The organism is Hyphomonas jannaschiana VP2 (genome assembly GCF_000685215.1).
In the GTDB taxonomy this organism is placed as follows: Bacteria; Pseudomonadota; Alphaproteobacteria; order Caulobacterales; family Hyphomonadaceae; genus Hyphomonas; species Hyphomonas jannaschiana.
On record NZ_ARYJ01000005.1, the window covers coordinates 334,346 to 354,052 of the forward strand.

19 protein-coding genes are annotated in these 19,707 nt (G+C 62.3%); 13 read left to right on the top strand and 6 right to left on the bottom strand.

Features of this window, described 5'->3' with window-relative positions; all coding sequences use genetic code 11:
* Positions 1–68 precede the first annotated feature (68 nt).
* Complete coding sequence (locus tag HJA_RS10190) at positions 69–2,513, bottom strand: TonB-dependent receptor (RefSeq protein ID WP_035581640.1); 2,445 nt, start codon at positions 2,511–2,513, stop codon at positions 69–71.
* Between the two features lie 577 nt (positions 2,514–3,090).
* Between HJA_RS10190 and HJA_RS10195 the strand changes: the two genes are divergently transcribed.
* The 13 genes from HJA_RS10195 (at position 3,091) to HJA_RS10255 (ending at position 14,950) form a co-directional block, all read left to right on the top strand.
* Positions 3,091–4,434, top strand: coding sequence for a metallophosphoesterase family protein (locus HJA_RS10195; protein ID WP_035581643.1), 1,344 nt, complete (start codon positions 3,091–3,093; stop codon positions 4,432–4,434).
* Positions 4,435–4,592: 158 nt separating this feature from the next.
* Positions 4,593–4,988: a DUF2946 family protein gene (locus tag HJA_RS10200; RefSeq protein ID WP_035581645.1), complete on the top strand. Its 396-nt coding sequence runs from the start codon at positions 4,593–4,595 to the stop codon at positions 4,986–4,988.
* Positions 4,989–5,073: 85 nt separating this feature from the next.
* The gene (locus tag HJA_RS18030) at positions 5,074–5,652 is read left to right on the top strand and encodes a DUF2244 domain-containing protein (protein ID WP_051597569.1); all 579 of its coding nucleotides are present in this window, start codon (positions 5,074–5,076) and stop codon (positions 5,650–5,652) included.
* A gap of 28 nt (positions 5,653–5,680) precedes the next feature.
* The gene (locus HJA_RS10210) at positions 5,681–7,825 is read left to right on the top strand and encodes a TonB-dependent receptor (protein WP_051597570.1); all 2,145 of its coding nucleotides are present in this window, start codon (positions 5,681–5,683) and stop codon (positions 7,823–7,825) included.
* A 1-nt stretch (position 7,826) separates the two neighbouring features.
* Positions 7,827–8,588 carry a TonB C-terminal domain-containing protein gene (locus HJA_RS10215; protein WP_155839918.1) on the top strand — a complete coding sequence of 254 codons (762 nt, stop codon included), beginning with the start codon at positions 7,827–7,829 and terminating at the stop codon, positions 8,586–8,588.
* 210 nt (positions 8,589–8,798) lie between these two features.
* Complete coding sequence (locus HJA_RS10220) at positions 8,799–9,284, top strand: hypothetical protein (protein ID WP_035581653.1); 486 nt, start codon at positions 8,799–8,801, stop codon at positions 9,282–9,284.
* Positions 9,285–9,344: 60 nt separating this feature from the next.
* A complete protein-coding gene (locus HJA_RS10225) occupies positions 9,345–9,974 on the top strand; it encodes a phosphoribosylanthranilate isomerase (protein ID WP_035581657.1) in 630 nt (209 codons plus the stop codon).
* A 5-nt stretch (positions 9,975–9,979) separates the two neighbouring features.
* Positions 9,980–11,191, top strand: coding sequence for a tryptophan synthase subunit beta (trpB, locus tag HJA_RS10230; RefSeq protein WP_035581863.1), 1,212 nt, complete (start codon positions 9,980–9,982; stop codon positions 11,189–11,191).
* Positions 11,188–11,562, top strand: a complete 375-nt coding sequence (locus tag HJA_RS10235; protein WP_035581660.1) for a hypothetical protein — start codon at positions 11,188–11,190, stop codon at positions 11,560–11,562. Before trpB ends, HJA_RS10235 begins: the two co-directional genes overlap by 4 nt.
* Entirely contained in the window at positions 11,559–11,879 is a 321-nt protein-coding gene (gene cutA / locus HJA_RS10240) for a divalent-cation tolerance protein CutA (RefSeq protein WP_035581663.1), read from the top strand. The genes HJA_RS10235 and cutA overlap by 4 nt, the downstream gene beginning before the upstream one ends.
* The gene (gene trpA / locus HJA_RS10245) at positions 11,879–12,706 is read left to right on the top strand and encodes a tryptophan synthase subunit alpha (protein ID WP_035581667.1); all 828 of its coding nucleotides are present in this window, start codon (positions 11,879–11,881) and stop codon (positions 12,704–12,706) included. Before cutA ends, trpA begins: the two co-directional genes overlap by 1 nt.
* 28 nt (positions 12,707–12,734) lie before the next feature.
* Positions 12,735–13,700: an acetyl-CoA carboxylase carboxyltransferase subunit beta gene (locus tag HJA_RS10250; protein WP_035581669.1), complete on the top strand. Its 966-nt coding sequence runs from the start codon at positions 12,735–12,737 to the stop codon at positions 13,698–13,700.
* Positions 13,697–14,950: a bifunctional folylpolyglutamate synthase/dihydrofolate synthase gene (locus tag HJA_RS10255; RefSeq protein WP_035581671.1), complete on the top strand. Its 1,254-nt coding sequence runs from the start codon at positions 13,697–13,699 to the stop codon at positions 14,948–14,950. Before HJA_RS10250 ends, HJA_RS10255 begins: the two co-directional genes overlap by 4 nt.
* Positions 14,951–15,085: 135 nt before the next feature.
* Here HJA_RS10255 and mscL read toward each other — a convergent pair whose 3' ends face one another.
* The 5 genes from mscL to HJA_RS10280 all read right to left on the bottom strand — a co-directional run bounded on the left by mscL (position 15,086) and on the right by HJA_RS10280 (position 19,671).
* Positions 15,086–15,499, bottom strand: a complete 414-nt coding sequence (gene mscL, locus HJA_RS10260; RefSeq protein ID WP_035581673.1) for a large conductance mechanosensitive channel protein MscL — start codon at positions 15,497–15,499, stop codon at positions 15,086–15,088.
* Between the two features lie 105 nt (positions 15,500–15,604).
* Positions 15,605–15,904, bottom strand: a complete 300-nt coding sequence (locus HJA_RS10265; protein WP_035581675.1) for an integration host factor subunit beta — start codon at positions 15,902–15,904, stop codon at positions 15,605–15,607.
* A gap of 111 nt (positions 15,905–16,015) precedes the next feature.
* The gene (rpsA, locus tag HJA_RS10270; protein ID WP_035581865.1) at positions 16,016–17,974 is read right to left on the bottom strand and encodes a 30S ribosomal protein S1; all 1,959 of its coding nucleotides are present in this window, start codon (positions 17,972–17,974) and stop codon (positions 16,016–16,018) included.
* Between the two features lie 148 nt (positions 17,975–18,122).
* Positions 18,123–18,761 carry a (d)CMP kinase gene (gene cmk, locus HJA_RS10275; RefSeq protein WP_035581677.1) on the bottom strand — a complete coding sequence of 213 codons (639 nt, stop codon included), beginning with the start codon at positions 18,759–18,761 and terminating at the stop codon, positions 18,123–18,125.
* A 127-nt stretch (positions 18,762–18,888) separates the two neighbouring features.
* Positions 18,889–19,671, bottom strand: coding sequence for an SDR family oxidoreductase (locus HJA_RS10280; RefSeq protein ID WP_035581679.1), 783 nt, complete (start codon positions 19,669–19,671; stop codon positions 18,889–18,891).
* Between the last annotated feature and the right edge of the window lie 36 nt (positions 19,672–19,707).

The window sequence follows — 19,707 nt, forward strand, 5'->3', positions numbered from 1 at the left end:
ATCAGGCACTTTCAGAAGAAGAGGGGCGGCCTGCCGGAGGAGGGGCTCCCCGCCGGCAGGCCGATGGATCAGAATTTGACGTAGACGCCGGCTTTCACCATTTGCGGCTTGCCACGGATGATCGTGTGCAGGCCGAAGGCGCCGCCGGTGTTGCCGACATCGATCAGGTATTCCTCATCGAAGAGGTTCTCGCCGAGGACATAGGCGCCCCAGCGCTCGCTGGCAGCGTCATAGCCAACGCGCAGGTTCGCAACGCCATAGGCCTTCTGATACTCCTGCACCACGGTGCCGTCCGGATACATTTCCGGCGTACGGACAAAGCCGCCATTGCCGTCTGCGGCATAGTCGAAGCCATTGTCATCTTCGAAGAAGTGCTTGCTCTTCCAGATATAGCTCGGGACGATCGAGATGTCGCCATGCTCGCCCATCGGCACGGTGATGTCCGCGGCCAGCGAGAAGCTGTGCGTCGGGCTGAGGCGGAACTTGTTGCCGGCAAACTGCAGCGGGTTTCCGTTGTCATCCTTGTCGTCATATTCGGAGTGCGTGAAGGCATAGGTCGCCAGCAGGCGGACATTGTCGCTGACCAGTGCCTGACCGTCGAATTCGAGGCCGTACTGCGTGGCGTTGCCGGAGTTCTCGGTGATGAACACGCCGTTGATCGGGTCGAACCGGGTCGTCTGGAAGTCCTTGTACTGTCCATAATAGACAGAGCTGGTCATCTGCAGCCGGTCGTCGAAGAAGCGGCCGAAGACACCGGCTTCCACATTGTCCAGCGTTTCTGCATCGATCAGGCTGTAGTCCGCGCCGGAGGCCGACAGGACTTCCGGACGCCGGCCGCGGCCATAGGCAACCCAGGTGTTCACATTGTCGGACACGCGATAGGCGGCGTTGAAGCGCCAGGTGAAGGCGCCGTCGGTGCCTTCAGAAGCCGAGGCCAGCTGATCGAGCGTATCGGCGCTGAGGAGGAGTGTCGGCGCGAGGGTCACGCCGTTCAGCCCGCCGAGCCCGGCAAGATAGGGGTTCGTCTTCAGGGCGTGGCCGATGGTGCTGGCCGACAGGTCTTCCTTCGTATAGCGCAGGCCCGCCGTCAGTTTCAGCTTGTCGCTGACCGCATAGGTCACGTCGCCGAACAGGTCATAGGAGTCGCGGTCTTCGGTCGACAGGGACTGTTCGAGATGCTCCCCGTAGAGCGGCACCAGCTGGCCCATCAGCAGGGCGGCGAGCGCGGAATACTGAAGCGGCGTATCGAAGCTGCCGAAGTTCTCGGCGCCCGGAACACCGGCAAGGGCGAGGTAGGCCTGCGCCTGGGCAACCGTCAGGCCAGCCGCTCCGGCAAGGGTCGGGGCAAACAGCGACTGGGCATAGGCTTCGTCGGTCGAGAAGCGCAGCTCCGCCTTGCTGTCGATGGTGAAATAATTGCCGCCGAAGAAGGCCGTCAGCTTGCCGCCGGCATCATAGTTCAGGCGCAGTTCCTGGCTGAACGTGTTGGCTTTACGGGCCTGATAGAACTGGAGCAGGTTGAAGGCCGCGCCGTCGGAGTCCCAGGCTTCTTTCGAGATCAGGTTGCGATAGTCGGTCAGCGAGGTCAGCGACCAGGCATCGTTGATGTCGTATTCGATGTTCGACGTGATGTAGAACAGGTCGCGGTCGTTGCCGAGCTTGCTGCGCACCTGGTCGTCATTGATGTTCATGGCTGTGGCGCCGTACGGGTCCACCTTGCCATTCACTTCGAAGAAGCCGGAGGTGAACTGCGTGCCGGTGGAATCGTCTTCCTGATAGTTCACGAACACATCGGCAGTCAGTTTATCCGTCGGGGCCCAGCGCAGGGCGGTGCGGAAGGCGGTCGTGTCCTGACCCATCAGATCCGGCGAATTGGCCGTATTCGGAACATAACCGTCCATGTTCTTGATCTGGCCGGACACGCGCAGGGCAAGCGTGTCATTGATGGCCCAGTTATAGTGGCCCTCGGCGCGGCGCGAGTTGTAGTCGCCGCCTTCCAGCATCAGCGATCCGGAATTGCCGCTCAGCGAGGCGCGGTTCTGGATGAAGTTGATGCCGCCGACCAGGGCGCCCTGGCCGAACAGGGTGGCCTGCGGGCCTTTGACGACCTCGACACGCTCCATGTCATAAATGGCGAGATTGGTCGCGAAGGACGGGTTGCCGATGGCCACGCCGTTCTGGAACATGGCGACGCGCGGCGTGCCGCTGTCGGAGACGACCCCGCGCAGCGAGTAGCTCGGTGCGTTGAGGCTCTGCGCCTGCACTTGCAGGCCGGGGACGAAATTGCCGAGGTCTTCCAGATCATCTGCGGCCAGCTTGTCGATCAGGTCCTGATCCGTCACCGACACGTTGATCGGAACATCGATCAGCGACTGTTCCTGCTTCTGCGTCGTCACGGTGACCGTTTCGAGGCGGCGGTCGCTTTCAGCGGCGTCGGGATCGGCAAAGGCGACGAACTGGCTGGTGAAGGTGAGAGCTGCAAGCGCGGTTGCAGAGCGAAGATGACGTTTCATGAGAAGCCCATTCCTTGTTGCGACGCACAATCGGCCGCTTGGCGGGCTGGCTATTTTTTTTCGAACGGCGCTTCAAATCAAAGTTTTACGACCATGGTTCTGTATCAATTCCGTATACGAAACAGGAGGGTTTTGGCGATTTTCACGACTGGACTGCTCCGAAATGCGCAGGGCGCGCCCACGGCTTTGTAACAAAGCCGAAGGAATAGAAACTGATCCGTGTAGGGCAAATGTAGGGCGTGTGACACATTCTTGTGGTGTTCGTCTTCTGTGGTAGAAATAATAGCGAAGACTATCCGGAAGGTTGAGCCGCGATTTTGGGTTTCCGCTGCACATTGCGGTGACACACGTGCGACCGGATTGCGCACTTTTCCCATCAGCCGCCTTGCCGGGACACTACAGAAACATGGAAGGCGCGCGCAGGCGTCCTGCAATTTCCCTTCAACCTGTTGCGGCGGCAACACGGTGCGGCCGTTCCGAAGTCACAAGAAACTGTCACGGGATCCCATTAAAGGCTGCCGGGAGATTGCCGGATGCCTGCGTGGGTGACCGGCCGGAAACATCAGGAGACAGACAAATGCCTCTTTCAGATCCGACCCGGCGGCCTCGCGTCGCGCCTGTTCTGGTTGCTCTGGCCGGACTGGCTGCCGCGTGTACATATTCTGCGCCGGTTCCGGCCCCGGTTCAGGCAGAGGTCCCGGTGGCAGACACCGCGTTCACCATTGCCGTCCTGCCGGATACGCAGAACTATCTCGATTATACACACCAGACGGCGGAGGGCTTCCCCTTCGATGCGAACGAGATGTTCCTGGAGCAAATGCAGTTCGTCGCCGACAATCTGGAATCCGAAGGCGGTGAGATCGCCTTTGTCTCCTCGCTGGGCGATGTCTGGCAGCACCAGACGCTGGCCATGGATGAGGAACATGAAGCGCGCGGCTTCGAACGCGTGCCCAATCCGGTCATGGACGCACACTTCGCCCCGACCGAAAAAGTGAAAACGGTGGAGATGCCGAAAGCCCATGAGGGCTTTTCCCTGATCGCTGGCAAGACGCCGTTCTCGGTCGTGCCGGGCAATCATGATTACGACTCGATGTGGACGTCGGCGAAATTCCCGCCGCAGGCTACGAGCCCGGCAGAAGTCGATCCGCATGACCTGAAAAAATCACTCGGCGTCGTGCATCCGGGCGGGCTCGACAATTTCCGGTCCGTGTTCGGCGCCGACACCGGCTTCTTCAAGGACCAGCCCTGGTATGTCGCCTCGCATGAGGGCGGGGCCGACAGCGCGCAGGTGTTCGAAGCCGGTGGCTACCGCTTCCTCCATATCGGCCTCCAGTTCGATCCGCCGGATGCCTCGCTGGAATGGGCCGCCTCGGTGATCGCGCAATATCCCGGCTTGCCGACGATTGTCTCCACACATGACTACATGACCAAGGAAGGGGAGCGGCTGCCGAACCCGATCGTCGATGGGCATGCCGTCGATCCGATCAACAACAGCCCGGAAATGGTCTGGGAAAAACTGATCCGCCAGCAGGACCAGATCTTCCTCGTCCTCTGCGGTCATGAACATGGCCAGGCCTGGCGGGTCGATGACAATGCGTTCGGTAACTCTGTCTGGCAGGTGTTGGCCGATTATCAGGACCGCGGTCAGACGGCGAAGGATGCCGGCGTGCAGTCGGTCTGGCCGGTCGGCATCGGCGATGGCTGGATGCGCCTGATGAGCTTCGACTTCGGCAAGGACGTGCCGGAGCTGACGGTGGAGACCTACTCCACCTATTACCGGAAACAGAGCCGCGACATGGCCGAGTATGCCGGCTGGTACAAGGCGGGCGAGAAGCCGGAGCTTTCCGACGCGGCTTTCCATGACGAGGACGATTATGTGCTCGTGCTGGACGATTTCCGGTCACGGTTCGGCACGCCATAGTCCATTATAGTCATGCCATGATCCGGGCAGGTCCGTGCTGATCCGTCCTGGTCCGGCATAGTCGTGCCATGGTCTGTGGCTGCATGACACAGTTGTCATTCTGAGGGGGCTGTGGCCTTCCTCCGGCCAGTATGTGGTACCGATCCAGCCGCTCCCGGATGATGTCATTGCTCAGCGCCGTCGCGCTGATGGCAATGATCGTGCGCGGTCTGGTGCCATCGGGCTATATGCTGGCCGCTGCTGACACGCCGGGCGATTTCGTCAGCATCGTCATCTGCCATGGCGACGGCACCGACGGCACACAGGCCCTGATGGACCTGAAAAACGGCAAGATCGTCGATCCGGAAGAAATCCCGGGCCAAACCGACGACGGCAAGAACCAGGCCTGTCCGTATGCCATGTCGGCGCATTTCACGCCGCCCGTGGTGAGCGGAAAGCTGGAAAAGCCCGTTCAGGAACCGGCGGTTTTCCTGTCTGCCTTTGACTATCTCGTCCCGGGACGCGGCCTTGCCGCTCCGCCGCCGCCGGCCCGTGGGCCGCCCCTGACCATCTGATTTCGTCTCGCGCGCACCCGTCTCCGGACGTGTGCGTTTGGTGCGCTGGCATGAGGCCGGTGCGTCCGGAATCGGATAAAATTCAATGCACAACAATCTGGTTGCAGCCCCTGACAGGCTGCAGGTCCCTCAGATCGGGGACCGTGAAATACACCGGCCGGGTGCCGGTGAAGACGATGGGCGGGTCTGGCTGGACGCTGTCATCACGCCGAACGTTTCCCTGAACAACCGGGTGGCGCTGACCCTTGCAGCATCCCTGATCCTGCCTGGCAGCCTGATTTGCCTGGCGACGGCCTGGATGGGCGCCTGGCTGGTGACCCCGCTGGTGTTCCTGTCGGAAGTCGGGCTCGGCGTCATGATCCTCTGGCACGCCCGGTCCCTCGGCCAGTACAGGCAGCGCGTCTGCCTCACCGATACGTTCCTCCTGGTCGAAACCCGTACCCGGGCCGGACAGCCCGTCGAACGGGCGGAGCTGCCGCCGCACTGGCTGCGTGTAGACCGCGTCAACGACACGGGCAGGGGGTGCGATGCCCTCGTCCTGCGTGCCGGGACCCAGCACGCCGACATCGGCTCCGTCCTCTCTCCGCCTGAACGCAGCTCGCTGGCGGATGCCATCGAAACCGCTCTCCGCAATCGCCGCCGTGGCCAGTCACTGGCGGCCTGACTTCTCTGCCTCACGAAAGAAAATGAATATGAAACACACACTCCTTGGCGGCACCGCCGCAACCCTTCTCGCCTCAGCCGGCATTGTGCTGCCTGCCACGGCGCAAACGCCGACGGAACTTCCGCCGATTGAAGCGCAGGACAGCGGTGCTGCGCAGGACGGCGCTGTCGCCGTCGGCAGCACCGAAGTGACAGGGGCAGGCCTCGAGGCCGGCCTTGCCACCTCCTCGGACTCGCTGCGGCTGATTTCCCGGGCACCGGGCGTTGCGGTCCAGTCGAATGGCGGCCTCGCCTCGCTGCCGATCCTGCGGGGCCTGGCGGATGACCGGGTCGGCGTGCTGATCGACGGCCAGCAATCCACCAATTACTGCCCCAACCATATGAACCCGGTGACGTCCTATATCGACGCCTCACGCGTCGAGCGGGTGGTCGTCACACCAACCCTGTCGCCCGTCAGCATGGGCGGGGACAATATTGCCGGCATCATCTCGATCGAGAGCCGGGCGCCTGAATTTTCAAACGGCGGTGTTGATGTTTTCGGTGAAGCCGGTGCGACGTACCGGAGTGTCTCGAACGGCGTCGGCGCGTCGCTTCAGGCGAATGCCGCAGGCGAGAAAGTCAGCGCCCGTTATGAGGCCAGCTGGAACAAGGCGGACAATTACAAGTCCGGCGCAGGCGACGAAGTCCGCTCCACGCTCTATGAGAACTATGACCAGTCGCTGCTGCTTGCCGCCCGTCCGGCGGAGGATGTCCTGCTCTGGGCCCGCATCAGCCAGCAGGGTGTGCCTTATGAAGGCTTTGCCAATCAGCGCATGGACCTCACCGACAATACGAGCACCAGCGTGCAGTTGCACGGCGAAGGCCCGCTCGGGGCAGGGATCCTGACAGCGGAAGCCTCCTGGCGCAGCGTCGATCATGAAATGAACTTCCTCTCCGACAAGGGCGGCGCGGCGACCGGCGGTATGCCGATGATCACCGAAGGCGAGGATGTTTCGGCCAAGGTTTCCTATGACACGCCGGTCGAGGGCATTGGCCAGGTCCGTGTCGGTGCAGAACTCTTCCGCGCGTCCATGGATGATTACTGGCCTGCGGTTCCGGGCAGCATGATGATGTCGCCGCTCGACTATGTGAACATCAATGACGGCGAACGGAACCGCACGGGCGTGTGGGCGGAATGGGAAGCCAGCCCGTCACCGGAATGGTCGACCCTTCTCGGCATGCGCTACGAGCGCGTGGAAATGGATACCGGCGAGGTTCAACCTTATTCCTGGACCAGCATGATGAGCATGCCCGACGCCATGGCCGCCATGGCGTTCAATGCGGCTGACCGGGCACGGGAAGACGACAATATCGATGTCACCGCGAAGGCGACCTGGCGCCCGAGCGACTCTGTTGCAGTGGAGTTTGGTGCTGCGCAGAAAACCCGGTCCCCGAACCTTTATGAGCGCTACGCCTGGGGCCGGGGCTCCATGTCCAGCTCGATGACCAACATGACCGGCGATGGCGCGGGCTATGTCGGCGACATCGATCTGGAGCCGGAAGTCGCGCGGAGCCTTGCCGCAACGCTCGACTGGACGGATGGAGCAAGGAGCGGCCGGATCCTGCGGCTTTCCGCCTGGGCCAGCGATGTGGAAGATTATATCGATGCAGACCGGATCGGCAGCCTGAAAGACGGCCTGCCGATGCTCCAGTTCGCAAACCACGAAGCGGAGCTCTACGGCCTTGAAGCCACCGGTGCGATGCCGCTCTGGCAGACCGGCTATGGCGATACGCGGTTCACTGGAACGGTCAGCTGGGCGAAGGGCGAGAACAAGGACACAGGCGACAATCTTTACAACATCGCCCCGCTTCAGGGCCTGTTCGCGTTTGAGAACACGAAAGGGGTCTGGATGCAGGCGCTCGAACTGGAACTGGTCGATGAGAAGGATGACATCAGCGCTGTGCGTCAGGAACTGCAGACGCCCGGCTATGTGCTGATCCATCTGCGGGCAGGGGGCGAGATCGGCCGTGTGCGGTTTGCCGCAGCGATCGAGAACCTGCTGGATCAGGATTATGACCTGCCGCTCGGCGGGATTGCCTTCGGCGACTACAAATATGGTGGCCGGGTCGGCCCGTTCCATCAGGTCGCTGGCCCCGGCCGGTCGTTCAATCTCAGTCTGAACGTCGCCTTCTGACGTGCTGCGGAGGGTTCTCACCTCCAGCTATATGGCGGGCGTGGCTCTGGCTGCGCTCGCCCATGGCGGTTTGCTGGCAGGAATTGCCCTGCTGGCACCTGCCGGTTCGACGGGTCTTGGCCCGAGGGATGACATGTTTCTCGTGACTCTCGTCGAGGAACCGATGACGTTACCCGCGCAGGTGCCCGAACCAGACCCGCCGCAAACGAAGCGGCCACCCGCTCCCCCTGAGAAAGTGGAAGATCCGCAGGCTCCGGCGGCTGAAGTCGCAACCGCGCCGGCACCGGCCCCTGAGCCGGTAAAGCCGGTTGAAGACGTGCTGCCAGTTCCCGAGCCCGCACCGGCTGCGGATACAGCACCCGGTGGGCCGGAGTCCGGCCCGGCATTTGTGACCCTTGCCGCTGACGCCCCTGCGCAAGCGGTGGCACCGCCCTCTGCTGTAGAGCAGGCCGGGTCAAAAGGCGCGGCATCGCTCAGCGGCGACGGCAAGGCGATACGGGATGCCTATCTGCGGGATGTGCGCCTGCAACTCGCCCACCATGCGCCGCGAGGCGTGCGGGGGGCTGGGAATTGTGAAGTCGAGTTTCGTCTGTCATATGCAGGCGAAGTTGTGTTCGTTGGAATACGGACCAGCAGTGGAAGCCGGCTCTATGACCGCAGGTGCCTGAAGTCGGTCACGGCGGCCGTTCCTTTCCCGGTGGCGCCAGAGGGCGCTGCTGCTGAGGATCTGAGCTTCACGATTGTCATCGAACAGAAGCGCTGACCTGCCGCTCGACTGCGTCTGACGCAGATTTTGCTGCAAAATATTGATGCAAGGCCATCCGTTGCCGGACAAATGAGCAGGTATGGCCCATATTCTGCCCAAGTGCTGGGATTGGTAAAGGAAAGCCTTAATCAGGCATGTCTTTTAATTAATCTTAACGCTTGTGATGGATGGTCACAATCGTTAGCCAAAACGTGTCCCGTATTAACCATGATGTTCAAGGTTCTTCCGACGTCCTTCTCCTTCCTCGCGGCCTGCGCTGTTGCTGTCATGCCTGCGCAAGCGGATGTGCTGCTGTCTTCGGCCTCGGTCGAACGGGTGGTCCTGATGGAATACGAGGATGGATCGACGGAAACGGAATACGTGCCGGCAGACGCCGTCGAGCCCGGACAGGAACTCGCCTATGTGGTGAGCTTCCGGAACGAAGGGGCCGAAGAGGAAGACAGCGTCGTCATGACCATCCCGGTGCCGGAAGACATGATCTATGTCGATGACTCGGTGATCGCCGACAATGCGGCTGTCGACTTCTCCGTCGATGGCGGCAAGTCCTTCGCGCCGCGCGATGATCTGGTGATCGAGGATGGAGACAATGTCCGCATGGCCTCCGCCGACGAGATCACGCATGTTCGCTGGACCTTCGCGCGCGTGACCCCGGGCGAGGAAGGCATGCTGGCCTTCCATGCGATCTTGAACTGAAACCACCCGTCAGCTGCCCTGCATTGACCCATATACCCGCCCTGGCGTAACGCCGGTGCCATGACTCGTGTGAAGATTTGCGGCCTCAAGGATCCGGACTTCGTGCGCCTCTGCGCAGCGGAGGGAGCAGACTGGATTGGCTTTGTCTTTGTCGAGGCCAGCCCGCGCTACGTCACACCGGAAGCGGCCGAGACCCTGCTGCTCGGCGTTGGCCGCGCCGTGCCGGTGGCCTTGCTGGCGGATGCCGATGAAGCGCTGATCGACCGGGTGACCGCGACGGGGATTCGTGTGCTCCAGCTCCATGGACAGGAAACCCCGGACCGCGTGGCCGAAATCGCTGCGCGCACCGGATGCGAGGTCTGGAAGGCGTGCGGTGTGGAAACGGAAGACGACCTAGCCGGGGCAGGGGCCTTCACCGCTGCAGACCGGCTGCTGATCGATGCTAAACCACCAAAGGATGCCGATCGTACAGGAGGGCATGGGCAGGCGTTCGACTGGTCGATCCTGAAAGGCTGGACGGCAACGAAACCGTGGATACTGGCAGGCGGACTGACGCCAGAGAATGTGGCCGAAGCCATCGCTGCGACAGGTGCACCGGCGGTTGACGTCTCCTCTGGCGTGGAGCGGCTGCGGGGGCTAAAGGACAAGGAGCTGGTGCGGGCGTTTCTCCGCGCCGCCAAAGAGGTCTGAAAATGATGGACGTTAGAAATACCTGGGACCAGTGGCCGGACATGAACGGCCGGTTCGGTGAGTTCGGCGGACGCTATGTCGCCGAAACGCTGATGCCGCTGATCCTGGAACTCGAAGCTGAGTACCGCCGGGCGCAGAAAGACCCGGCATTCAAGGCCGAGATGGACGACCTCTGGACCCATTATGTCGGCCGCCCGTCGCCGCTGTATTTCGCTGAGCGCCTGACCGAGCATTTCGGCGGGGCGAAGATCTACTTCAAGCGCGACGAGCTGAACCATACTGGCGCGCACAAGATCAATAACTGCCTGGGCCAGGTGCTGCTCGCCCGGCGCATGGGCAAGACGCGGATCATCGCGGAAACGGGCGCGGGTCAACACGGCGTGGCGACGGCGACGATCTGCGCGCGCTTCGGCCTCGAATGCGTCGTCTTCATGGGCGAGACCGATGTCGAGCGCCAGAAGCCGAACGTGTTCCGCATGCGCCTGCTGGGCGCCAAGATCGTGCCGGTCTCGTCCGGCACCGGCACGCTGAAGGATGCGATGAACGAGGCCCTGCGCGACTGGGTTACCAATGTCGACAATACGTTCTACTGTATCGGCACGGTGGCCGGGCCTCATCCGTACCCGGAACTGGTGCGCGACTTCCAGTCGATCATCGGCAAGGAAGCCCGCGAGCAGATTCTTGAACGGGAAGGGCGCCTGCCGGACGTCATCATGGCCTGCATCGGCGGTGGCTCGAATGCCATCGGTCTGTTCCATCCCTTCCTGGAAGATGAAAGCGTCCGCATGATTGGCGTCGAAGCTGCGGGCCATGGCATCGAAACGGGAGAACATGCGGCGGCTCTCAATGGCGGACGCCCTGGCATCCTGCACGGCAACCGCACTTATCTGCTGCAGACAGATGACGGCCAGATACTCGATGCGCATTCCATCTCTGCCGGGCTCGACTATCCGGGCATCGGTCCGGAACATGCTTTCCTCCGTGACACGGGCCGGGCCGAATATCTGTCGACAACAGACAAGGAAGCCCTTGAGGCGTTCCAGCTCTGCACGAAGCTCGAAGGTATCATCCCGGCACTTGAGCCGTCCCACGCGCTCGCACGTGTTGGTGAAGTGGCACAGGAACTGGGCAAAGATGGCCTGATCATCCTCAACATGTGCGGCCGCGGCGACAAGGACGTCTTTTCTGTCGCCAAGCATCTCGGAGTGGACATGTGAGGCAGGTTCTTCCCGTCATCCTTCTTGTTTCGCTGGGCGCCTGCGTGCCGACGACCAAGTATAGATATGTCCCGCTGACGCAGCAGAATTTCGAGGCGGCGCAGAATGGCGAGAAGATTCCGCTCGTGGCGCACGATACAGTGCTCTGTTTCGCCGATGGGCGGACGGCACCCATCCGGGATGCGGAATGGACCGATAATGGCATCTGCGGGCAGGCACATCCCCCGATTGGCGGTGATGATGGCAACCGATGCTATGACTGGGACCAGATCGCCGGCATCGGCATTCCATACGAAGGACGCTCCCTGTCGGTTATACCCATGGCCGCCGTTCAGATAGGAAAATGTGACCAGGAGGCGTTTGCAGAATGACCGACCTTCTCCTTATCCGCATCACTTGCCCCTCGCAGCGGGTGGCCGAAGACATTGGCGATGCCGCTGTCGAGCACAAGCTGGCGGCCTGCGCGAATCTGGAAGGCCCGGTCTCGTCCACCTATCGCTGGAAAGGCGTGGTGGAGCAGGCGTTTGAATACATTCTCTGGCTCAAGGCGCCGAAGGCGAACTGGGACCGGATCGAGGCGCTCGTCCTCACCCATCACCCTTATGATGTCCCGGCCATGGTGGCGCTGCCGTGCCTTGAGGCGCACGCGCCTTATGCCGCCTGGGTCCACGAAAACACGGAAAGCTGATGCCAACGGAACGTATTACCGCTGCCTTCGACCGCGCGAAGGCGGAAAAGCGCGCAGTCCTGGTCTCCTATCTCATGGCGGGCGACCCCGACCTTGAGACGAGCTATCAGGCGCTCTGCGCCCTGCGCGACAATGGCGCCGACATCATCGAGCTGGGCGCGCCCTTTACCGACCCGATGGCCGATGGCCCGGCAATCCAGCGGGCAGGCCTGCGCGCACTGGCGGCGAAGACAAAGCTGACGGATGTGCTGGCACTCGCGGCCCGGTTCCGTGAAACCGACCAGACCACGCCGCTGATCATCATGGGCTATGCCAACCCGGTCCATTCCATGGGCTATGGGGCCTTTGCAGAGGCGGCGCATGGGGCCGGTGTCGACGGCACGATCATTGTCGACCTGCCGCCGGAAGAAGATGAACCGCTGCGGGATGAGTACGCCAAATACGGCCTCTCCGTGATCCGTCTGGCGACGCCGACCACGCATGAGGCCCGGATGAAGAAGGTGGCCGAAGGCGCTTCCGGCTTTCTGTATTTCGTCTCCGTGACCGGTGTGACGGGCGCTGGAAGCGCCGATCCTACCGTCATTGCAGGGAACATTGAGATGGCCCGGCGCGTTTCAGGACTGCCAGTTTGTGTTGGCTTTGGTGTAAAAACCGGTGCACAGGCTGCGGAAATGGCTAAAATAGCCGATGGGGTTGTCGTAGGCAGTGCTTTCGTGGAGCATGCAGAGGCGGCTCACGAATCAGGGGATCTGGCCCGCGCACCCCAGGGCATGGGGGCTCTGGCCAAGGAACTGAGCAAGGCGATCGCAGGGGTCGCCAAACCGTAGTGGCTGTTACAGCCGTGGAGGTTGTCGGATGAACTGGATCAACAAGGTCACCCCGCCTGGCCTGAAGACCATGCTGACCAAGCGTGACACGCCGGATGACCTGTGGGTCAAATGCCCGCTGTCCGGTGAGCTGGTCTACAAGACCGACCTGGAAGAGAACTGGCATGTGACGCCAGCCGGCGCACACCTGCGGATTTCGCCACGCACGCGCTTCCGCCTCCTGTTCGATGATGAACGCTGGGAACCGATCGAGCTGCCGGGCGTCGCCATGGACCCGCTGAAATTCAAGGACGACAAGCCCTATCCGGCCCGCCTGAAGGCGGCCAAGGCCAAGATCGCGGCCCGCGAAAAGAAAGAAACCGAAGGCGGCGGCGCGCCGCTGCTGCAGGATGACTGCATGGTGGCCGCCTATGGCAAGATCGGCGGTGTGCCTGCGGTCGTGCTGGTCCAGGATTTTGCCTTCATGGGCGGTTCGCTTGGCATGGCAGCCGGGGAGGGGTTCATCACCGCGGCCCATATGGCGCTGGCCCGCAAGGCCGCTTTTGTCGTCTGCACCGCATCCGGCGGCGCGCGCATGCAGGAAGGCACGCTCAGCCTGATGCAGATGCCCCGCACGACGCTCGCCATCAATGAACTGGGCGAAGCGAAACTGCCTTATGTCGTCGTGCTGACCGACCCGACCTCCGGCGGTGTCTCGGCGTCCTACGCCATGCTGGGTGATGTCCACATTGCCGAGCCCGGCGCGATGATCGCCTTTTCCGGCCCGCGCGTGATCGAACAGACGATCCGCGAGAGCCTGCCCAAAGGCTTCCAGCGGTCTGAATTCCTGCGTGAAAAAGGCCAGGTCGACATTGTGGTCGACCGCCGCAAGATGAAGGACACGCTCTCGCGCGTCCTGTCCATGCTGATGCCGAAATCGCGCCGCGCCAGCGACAGCATGCCGGCCTCGCTCAATCCGCCCAAAACGCACGTTGCCAAGGGCAAGACTGATTGAGCGGAGACAGTGCGGCCCTTGCCGCAGCGCTGAAGCGTTTCGAAGGGCTCTATCCTGAAACCATTCACCTGTCGCTGGGACGGGTCGAGGCTGCGCTTGAGGCACTCGGCCGGCCGCAGGATCGCCTGCCGCCGGTCATTCACGTCGCTGGAACCAACGGGAAGGGCTCGACGACCGCCTTCATGCGCGCCATGGCCGAAGCAGCAGGCCTGAAAGTCCATGTCTTCACCAGTCCGCACCTTGTCCGCTTCAATGAACGGATCCGGCTGGCAGGCGAAATCGTCGATGATGCCCGCCTGATCGACTGGCTGGAGCGGACTTATGAGGCCATCAAGGGCCAGGAGATCACGCATTTCGAGGCGACGACGGCGACGGCGCTGCTGGCTTTTTCCGAAGTGCCTGCGGACCTGCTGATCCTCGAAGTCGGCCTTGGCGGGCGGTATGACGCTACGAATGTGATCGAGCAGCCTGCGCTGTGTGTGATCACGCCGGTGGACTTCGATCACAAGGCGTTTCTCGGCTCCGACATCCGCAAGATTGCGGGCGAGAAAGCGGGCATCATCCGGCCCGGCCGTCCGGTGCTGAGCGCCATTCAGCGCAAGGTCTGTGACGACGTCATCACGGCCGAAGCGGCGAAACAAGGGGCGCCGCTCTACAAGCTCAAGGCGCACTATATCGATGCCATGCCGGATCATATCGGACTTATAGGTGAGCATCAGCGGGCCAATGCGGCACTTGCCGCGATGGCGATGCAGCTGTTCGGTAATTCCACCCGCATCCCGCAAGAAGCGATCTTCGAAGGCGCGCGCACCGCGACCTGGCCGGCCCGGATGCAGCGTCTGCAGGATGGCCCGCTGACGGCACTCGTTCCGGGCAGGGAAGTCTGGCTGGACGGCGGTCACAATCCGCACGCCGCCCGGGCAATTGCCCGGCATCTGGCAAAGCAGGAAGGAAAGACCGTCCTTGTCTCGGCCATGCTGGCGTCCAAGGATGCGACAGGGTTCTTCCTGCCGTTCCGGTCCCTGCGCCCGCCGGTGTTCACCGTGCCGAATGCGCCGGGCCACCGGGCCGCGGAACCGCAGGAACTGGCGGAAGCCGCCAACACCGCAGGACTTGAGGCAGTGGCGTGCGAGAGTCTGGAAGCGGGTCTCAAGGCGGCTGCTGAAACCGGCGCAGACCGGATCCTGATCTGCGGGTCGCTTTATCTTGCGGGGGAAGTCCTGTCGAAGAATGGCGAAGAGCCGGTCTGACACCACCCAAAAATTTTGACCAGACACGAAAAAAGGGCGGCCAATCAGGCCGCCCTTTCCACTCTACGCGTACTCTACTGTCCGGGAGTATGGTTCTTGAACCTTAACAGAACCCGAACACGGTGACCGCAGGGCCTAGCTGGACTGTTTGGCCAGCAGGTTGCGGATTTCTTCCAGAAGCACTTCCTGGCGCGGCGGAGCCGGCGGCGGGGCAGCTTCTTCCTTCTTCTTCAGATTGTTCATGCCCTTGATGATCAGGAACATCACGAAGGCAACGATGATGAAGGAGATGATGGCGGAGATGAAATTGCCGAGCTCGACAATCGCGGCAGGTTTCACCACTTCGCCGGCCTCGTTGACGACTTCCGGTGTGATCGTGAAGGAGATCGACGACAGGTCGATCCCGCCCATGACCGGGGCGAGAAGGGGCAGGAACACGCCCTGAATGAAGGCGGTGACGACGGTGGCAAAGGCGCCGCCCATCACAAAGCCGACGGCCATGTCGATCAGATTGCCCTTCAGGGCGAATTCCTTGAATTCCTTGAGCATTTGAGTTTCCCCTCCTGAGGCTCCGAGCCTAGATACCTACCGGTTTGATCCTATTATTTGGCAAACCGGTCAAGGCAGATCGTATTTCGGGGGCGCTTGAGAGGCCTATCTCGCCTCAGGGTCTTCGCCGCCATTGACGCGGGCGCGCAATTCCTTGCCGGCCTTGAAGAAGGGGACAGACTTGGCCGGAACCTCCACCGGTTCCCCGGTCCGCGGGTTACGCCCCTTGCGGGAATCTCGCTGGCGGACAGAGAACGCGCCGAAGCCGCGCAGCTCAACACGGTCACCGCGGGCGAGCGCGGCGGCGATCTCGTCCAGGATCACATTCACGACCTTTTCCAGATCTTCCTGGCGGAGGTGAGCGTATTCCGTCGCGAGTTTTGCGATAAGTTCTGACTTCAGCATCCCTTTGATATAAAACGCATTTGCGGCGGGAGCGCTAGGCCCCCGCCGCAAACATTTCATCAAATTTAGAATGCAGGTGCTGCCGGCCCCAGCGGGCCGGCCTTACCCGGCTCAGCCCTTAAGGGCTTCTGCCTCAGCTTTCCAGTCAGCACCCTTGCCGGATGTGCCGACTTCTTCTTCCAGAGCTGCCAGCTGATCGTCCGTCATGGAAGCGATCTGCCAGAAGTGGAAGACGCCTGCATCGTTCAGCTTCTTCTCGAAGGCCGGGCCAACGCCTTTGATCTGTTTCAGATCGTCTGCGTCGCCTTGCGGAGCGGCCAGGCGGCCGTTCGCATCGGCATCGCCGGAAGCAGCAGCTGCCGGGGCAGCGTCTTCCTTGCCGGCGCCCGAAGAGGCCAGGGCCGCGCCGAGAATGTCGCCCAGCGACGCACCGGCATCAGCCGATCCGTATTGTGCGACGGCTTCGGCTTCCTCGGCAATTTCCAAGGCCTTGATCGAGAGCGACACGCGGCGCGAGCCACGATCGACCTGAATCACCTTGGCGTCGACCTTGTCGCCGACAGCGAAGCGTTCCGGACGCTGATCTGCGCGGTCACGCGACAGATCGGAGCGGCGGATGAACGACTTCATGGCCGGCTCGCCGAATTCGACTTCGATACCGCCCGAGGTGATCTCGGTGACGGTGCAGGTCACGGTCGCGCCACGCTTCACGCCGCCGGTGTTGAGCGATTCCATCGGATCGCCTGCCAGCTGCTTGATACCCAGCGAGATACGCTCTTTGTCGACGTCGACGTCGAGCACTTTCGCCTTGACCACGTCGCCCTTGTTGTAGGCTTCGATAGCCTGGTCACCCGACTGATCCCAGGAGATGTCGTTGATGTGAACCATGCCGTCCAGGTCCGGGCCGAGGCCGATGAACAGGCCGAACTCGGTGATACCGCGGACTTCGCCTTCGATCTCGGTGCCGATCGGATGCTCTGCCAGGAAGGCCGACCACGGATTGTCCATGGTTTGCTTCAGGCCGAGCGAGATGCGGCGCTTCTCGGAATCGACGTCCAGCACTTCCACATCGACTTCCTGAGAGGTCGACAGGATCTTGCCGGGGTGCACGTTTTTCTTGGTCCAGCTCATTTCGGAGACGTGGATCAGGCCCTCGACACCGTCTTCCAGCTCCACGAAGGCGCCGTAGTCGGTGATGTTGGTGACGACGCCCTTGAGGCGGGCACCAACCGGGTAACGCACATCGATGCCATCCCACGGATCGGCGCCGAGTTGCTTCATGCCGAGCGAGATACGCTGGGTTTCCGGGTTGATCTTGATGATCTGGACTTCGACTTCCTGGCCGACTTCAACCACCTGCGACGGGTGATTGATGCGCTTGTAGGACATGTCGGTGACGTGCAGCAGGCCATCGATGCCGCCAAGGTCGACGAACGCACCATAGTCGGTGATGTTCTTGACGATACCCTTGCGGACGTCGCCTTCGGCCATGTCGGACACGATTTCCGCACGCTGTTCGGCGCGGCTCTCTTCCAGGATGGCACGGCGCGAAACAACGATGTTGCCGCGCGAACGGTCGAGCTTGAGAACAGCGAAGGGCTGAACTTCGCCCATGAGCGGGCCGACATCGCGGACCGGGCGGATGTCCACCTGGGAGCCCGGAAGGAAGGCGTTGACGCCGCCGAGGTCGACGGTGAAGCCGCCTTTGACGCGGCCGGAGATTGCGCCCTTGACCGGTTCGTTGGCGTTGAAGCTCTTTTCGAGCTTGATCCAGCGCTCTTCGCGGCGGGCCTTGTCGCGGGACAGGACAGCGTCGCCAAGGGCGTTTTCAATACGGTCGAGATAGACGTCGACGATGTCGCCGGATTTCGGCTGGTCGTCTTCCATCGAGAATTCGCGAAGCGGAATACGGCCTTCGGTTTTCAGGCCGATGTCGACGAGCACGGCATCGTTTTCAATGCGGATGACGGTAGCCGGAACGACTTGGCCTTCCTGCATTGCCGACGCCGCAGCCGACGATTCGAACATGGAGGCGAAATCGTCGGTGGAGGGGTTCATTGAGTCAGTCATGTAAGGTTCCTGAGGCGGGGCGAACGGTTCAAGGCAGGCGCGCACCATTGCGGCCTGCTGGATCGACCCGAGAGCGTGGTCTCTTTAATCTTCAGTGGTGCAGCCTGTTTGGATTTGAGGCCCCCTGTATTTACAGGAGAAAGCCCCTTCAGGTGCGGGTTCCACGGGCGAGGACGGCCTCAACGGCTGCCAGCGCCTTTTCCACTGCGGCCTCTATAGTGAGGTCGGTGGTATCGATCAAGACGGCATCTGCCGCCATTGTGGCCGGGGCATCCTTGCGGTTCTGGTCACGCTGGTCGCGTTCGCGCAGCTGCTGGATCACCTGTTCGAGGGAAACGTCCTCGCCGAAGCCGAGCAGTTCGCGCCAGCGCCGGTAGCCGCGCTGTTCGACATCGGCATCAACCCACAGCTTCACATCGGCGTCCGGAGCGATCACCGTGCCGATGTCGCGGCCATCGAGGAGGGCGCCGCCGTCCTGCAGGGCGAAGGCGCGTTGCAGCTCGTACAAAGCCTGGCGGACCTTTGGGAGTGCGCTGACTTTCGAGGCGGCCTTACCGGCCTCGGCGGTGCGCAATTCGGCCTCATCGAAATCATCGAGGTCGAGCGATGCGGCGACTTTTTCGAGCCGGTCCTCATCGTCCAGCGCCACGCCTTTCTTCAGGGCGGCGACGGCGGTTGCGCGGTAGAGGCGCCCGGTGTCCATGTGTGGCAGGCCATACCAGGCGGCGAGCCGCTTGGAGATGGTGCCTTTCCCGGAGGCCGTCGTGCCGTCAATCGCGATGATCATGGGCGCGGGGATTGGGTGAAGGTGCGCGGGAAGTCAAGCTGGAGGAGTATTGGAGAAGCACTTCACGAGCGAAGCGAAGGCGCAGCGGCCCCGGGCCAGAGGCCCGGGAACCGCCGCGAGCAATCGATCAACGCGGCGCCATGCGGATCGCGCCGTCGAGGCGGATGCACTGGCCGTTGAAATAGGTGTTGCGGGCGAGCTCCATGGCCAGCGACGCATATTCTTCCGGTTTGCCGAGGCGTTTGGGGAAGGGGACGGACGCGGCGAGGCTGTTCAGCACCTTGTCCGGCGCGCGCAGCATCAGCGGTGTCGCGAAAATGCCCGGCATGATCGAGTTCACGCGGATGCCGATGTCCATCAGGTCACGCGCCATGGGCAGGACGAGGCCGTTCACGCCAGCCTTGCACGAGCCATAGACCACCTGGCCGATCTGGCCGTCCTGCGCCGCGACCGACGCCGTCAGCGTGATGCAGCCGCGTTCGCCGTCTTCCAGTTCCGGCAGGGACGACATGCCGAGCGCGGAGAGCGAGGCGATGCGGTAGGAGGCGACCAGCACGCCCTGCGCGCCGAAGGCGTAGTCTTCGGTCGGCAGGCGCTTGTAGCGGGCGTTTTCCTTGTCCCAGGACAGCGTCTTGCCGCCCTTGGCCGCCATGGCGCAGTGGACGGTGATGCGTTCCTGTCCGTTGGCGGCGCGGGCCTTTTCGAAGCCGGCGACGCAGGAATCCTCGTCCATGATGTTCACATTGCAGAAGACGCCGCCGATTTCCTTGGCGGTAGCTTCGCCGGCTTCTTCATTGATGTCGAAAATGGCGACCTTGGCCCCGGCCTTGGCGAGGGCGCGGGCGGTGGCCTGGCCGAGGCCCGAGGCGCCGCCGGTGACGACAGCTGCGGTGTCATTGGTGATCTGCATGGTGTTTCCTCCTGATTATATCTGACTATGCCGGAT

Coding starts and splice junctions, on each gene's coding strand:
- HJA_RS10190 (WP_035581640.1), bottom strand. CDS start 2,513: ATGAAACGTCATCTTCGCTCTGCAACCGCGCTTGCAGCTCTCACCTTC.
- HJA_RS10195 (WP_035581643.1), top strand. CDS start 3,091: ATGCCTCTTTCAGATCCGACCCGGCGGCCTCGCGTCGCGCCTGTTCTG.
- HJA_RS10200 (WP_035581645.1), top strand. CDS start 4,593: ATGATGTCATTGCTCAGCGCCGTCGCGCTGATGGCAATGATCGTGCGC.
- HJA_RS18030 (WP_051597569.1), top strand. CDS start 5,074: ATGCACAACAATCTGGTTGCAGCCCCTGACAGGCTGCAGGTCCCTCAG.
- HJA_RS10210 (WP_051597570.1), top strand. CDS start 5,681: ATGAAACACACACTCCTTGGCGGCACCGCCGCAACCCTTCTCGCCTCA.
- HJA_RS10220 (WP_035581653.1), top strand. CDS start 8,799: ATGATGTTCAAGGTTCTTCCGACGTCCTTCTCCTTCCTCGCGGCCTGC.
- HJA_RS10225 (WP_035581657.1), top strand. CDS start 9,345: ATGACTCGTGTGAAGATTTGCGGCCTCAAGGATCCGGACTTCGTGCGC.
- trpB (WP_035581863.1), top strand. CDS start 9,980: ATGGACGTTAGAAATACCTGGGACCAGTGGCCGGACATGAACGGCCGG.
- cutA (WP_035581663.1), top strand. CDS start 11,559: ATGACCGACCTTCTCCTTATCCGCATCACTTGCCCCTCGCAGCGGGTG.
- trpA (WP_035581667.1), top strand. CDS start 11,879: ATGCCAACGGAACGTATTACCGCTGCCTTCGACCGCGCGAAGGCGGAA.
- HJA_RS10250 (WP_035581669.1), top strand. CDS start 12,735: ATGAACTGGATCAACAAGGTCACCCCGCCTGGCCTGAAGACCATGCTG.
- mscL (WP_035581673.1), bottom strand. CDS start 15,499: ATGCTCAAGGAATTCAAGGAATTCGCCCTGAAGGGCAATCTGATCGAC.
- HJA_RS10265 (WP_035581675.1), bottom strand. CDS start 15,904: ATGCTGAAGTCAGAACTTATCGCAAAACTCGCGACGGAATACGCTCAC.
- rpsA (WP_035581865.1), bottom strand. CDS start 17,974: ATGACTGACTCAATGAACCCCTCCACCGACGATTTCGCCTCCATGTTC.
- cmk (WP_035581677.1), bottom strand. CDS start 18,761: ATGATCATCGCGATTGACGGCACGACGGCCTCCGGGAAAGGCACCATC.
- HJA_RS10280 (WP_035581679.1), bottom strand. CDS start 19,671: ATGCAGATCACCAATGACACCGCAGCTGTCGTCACCGGCGGCGCCTCG.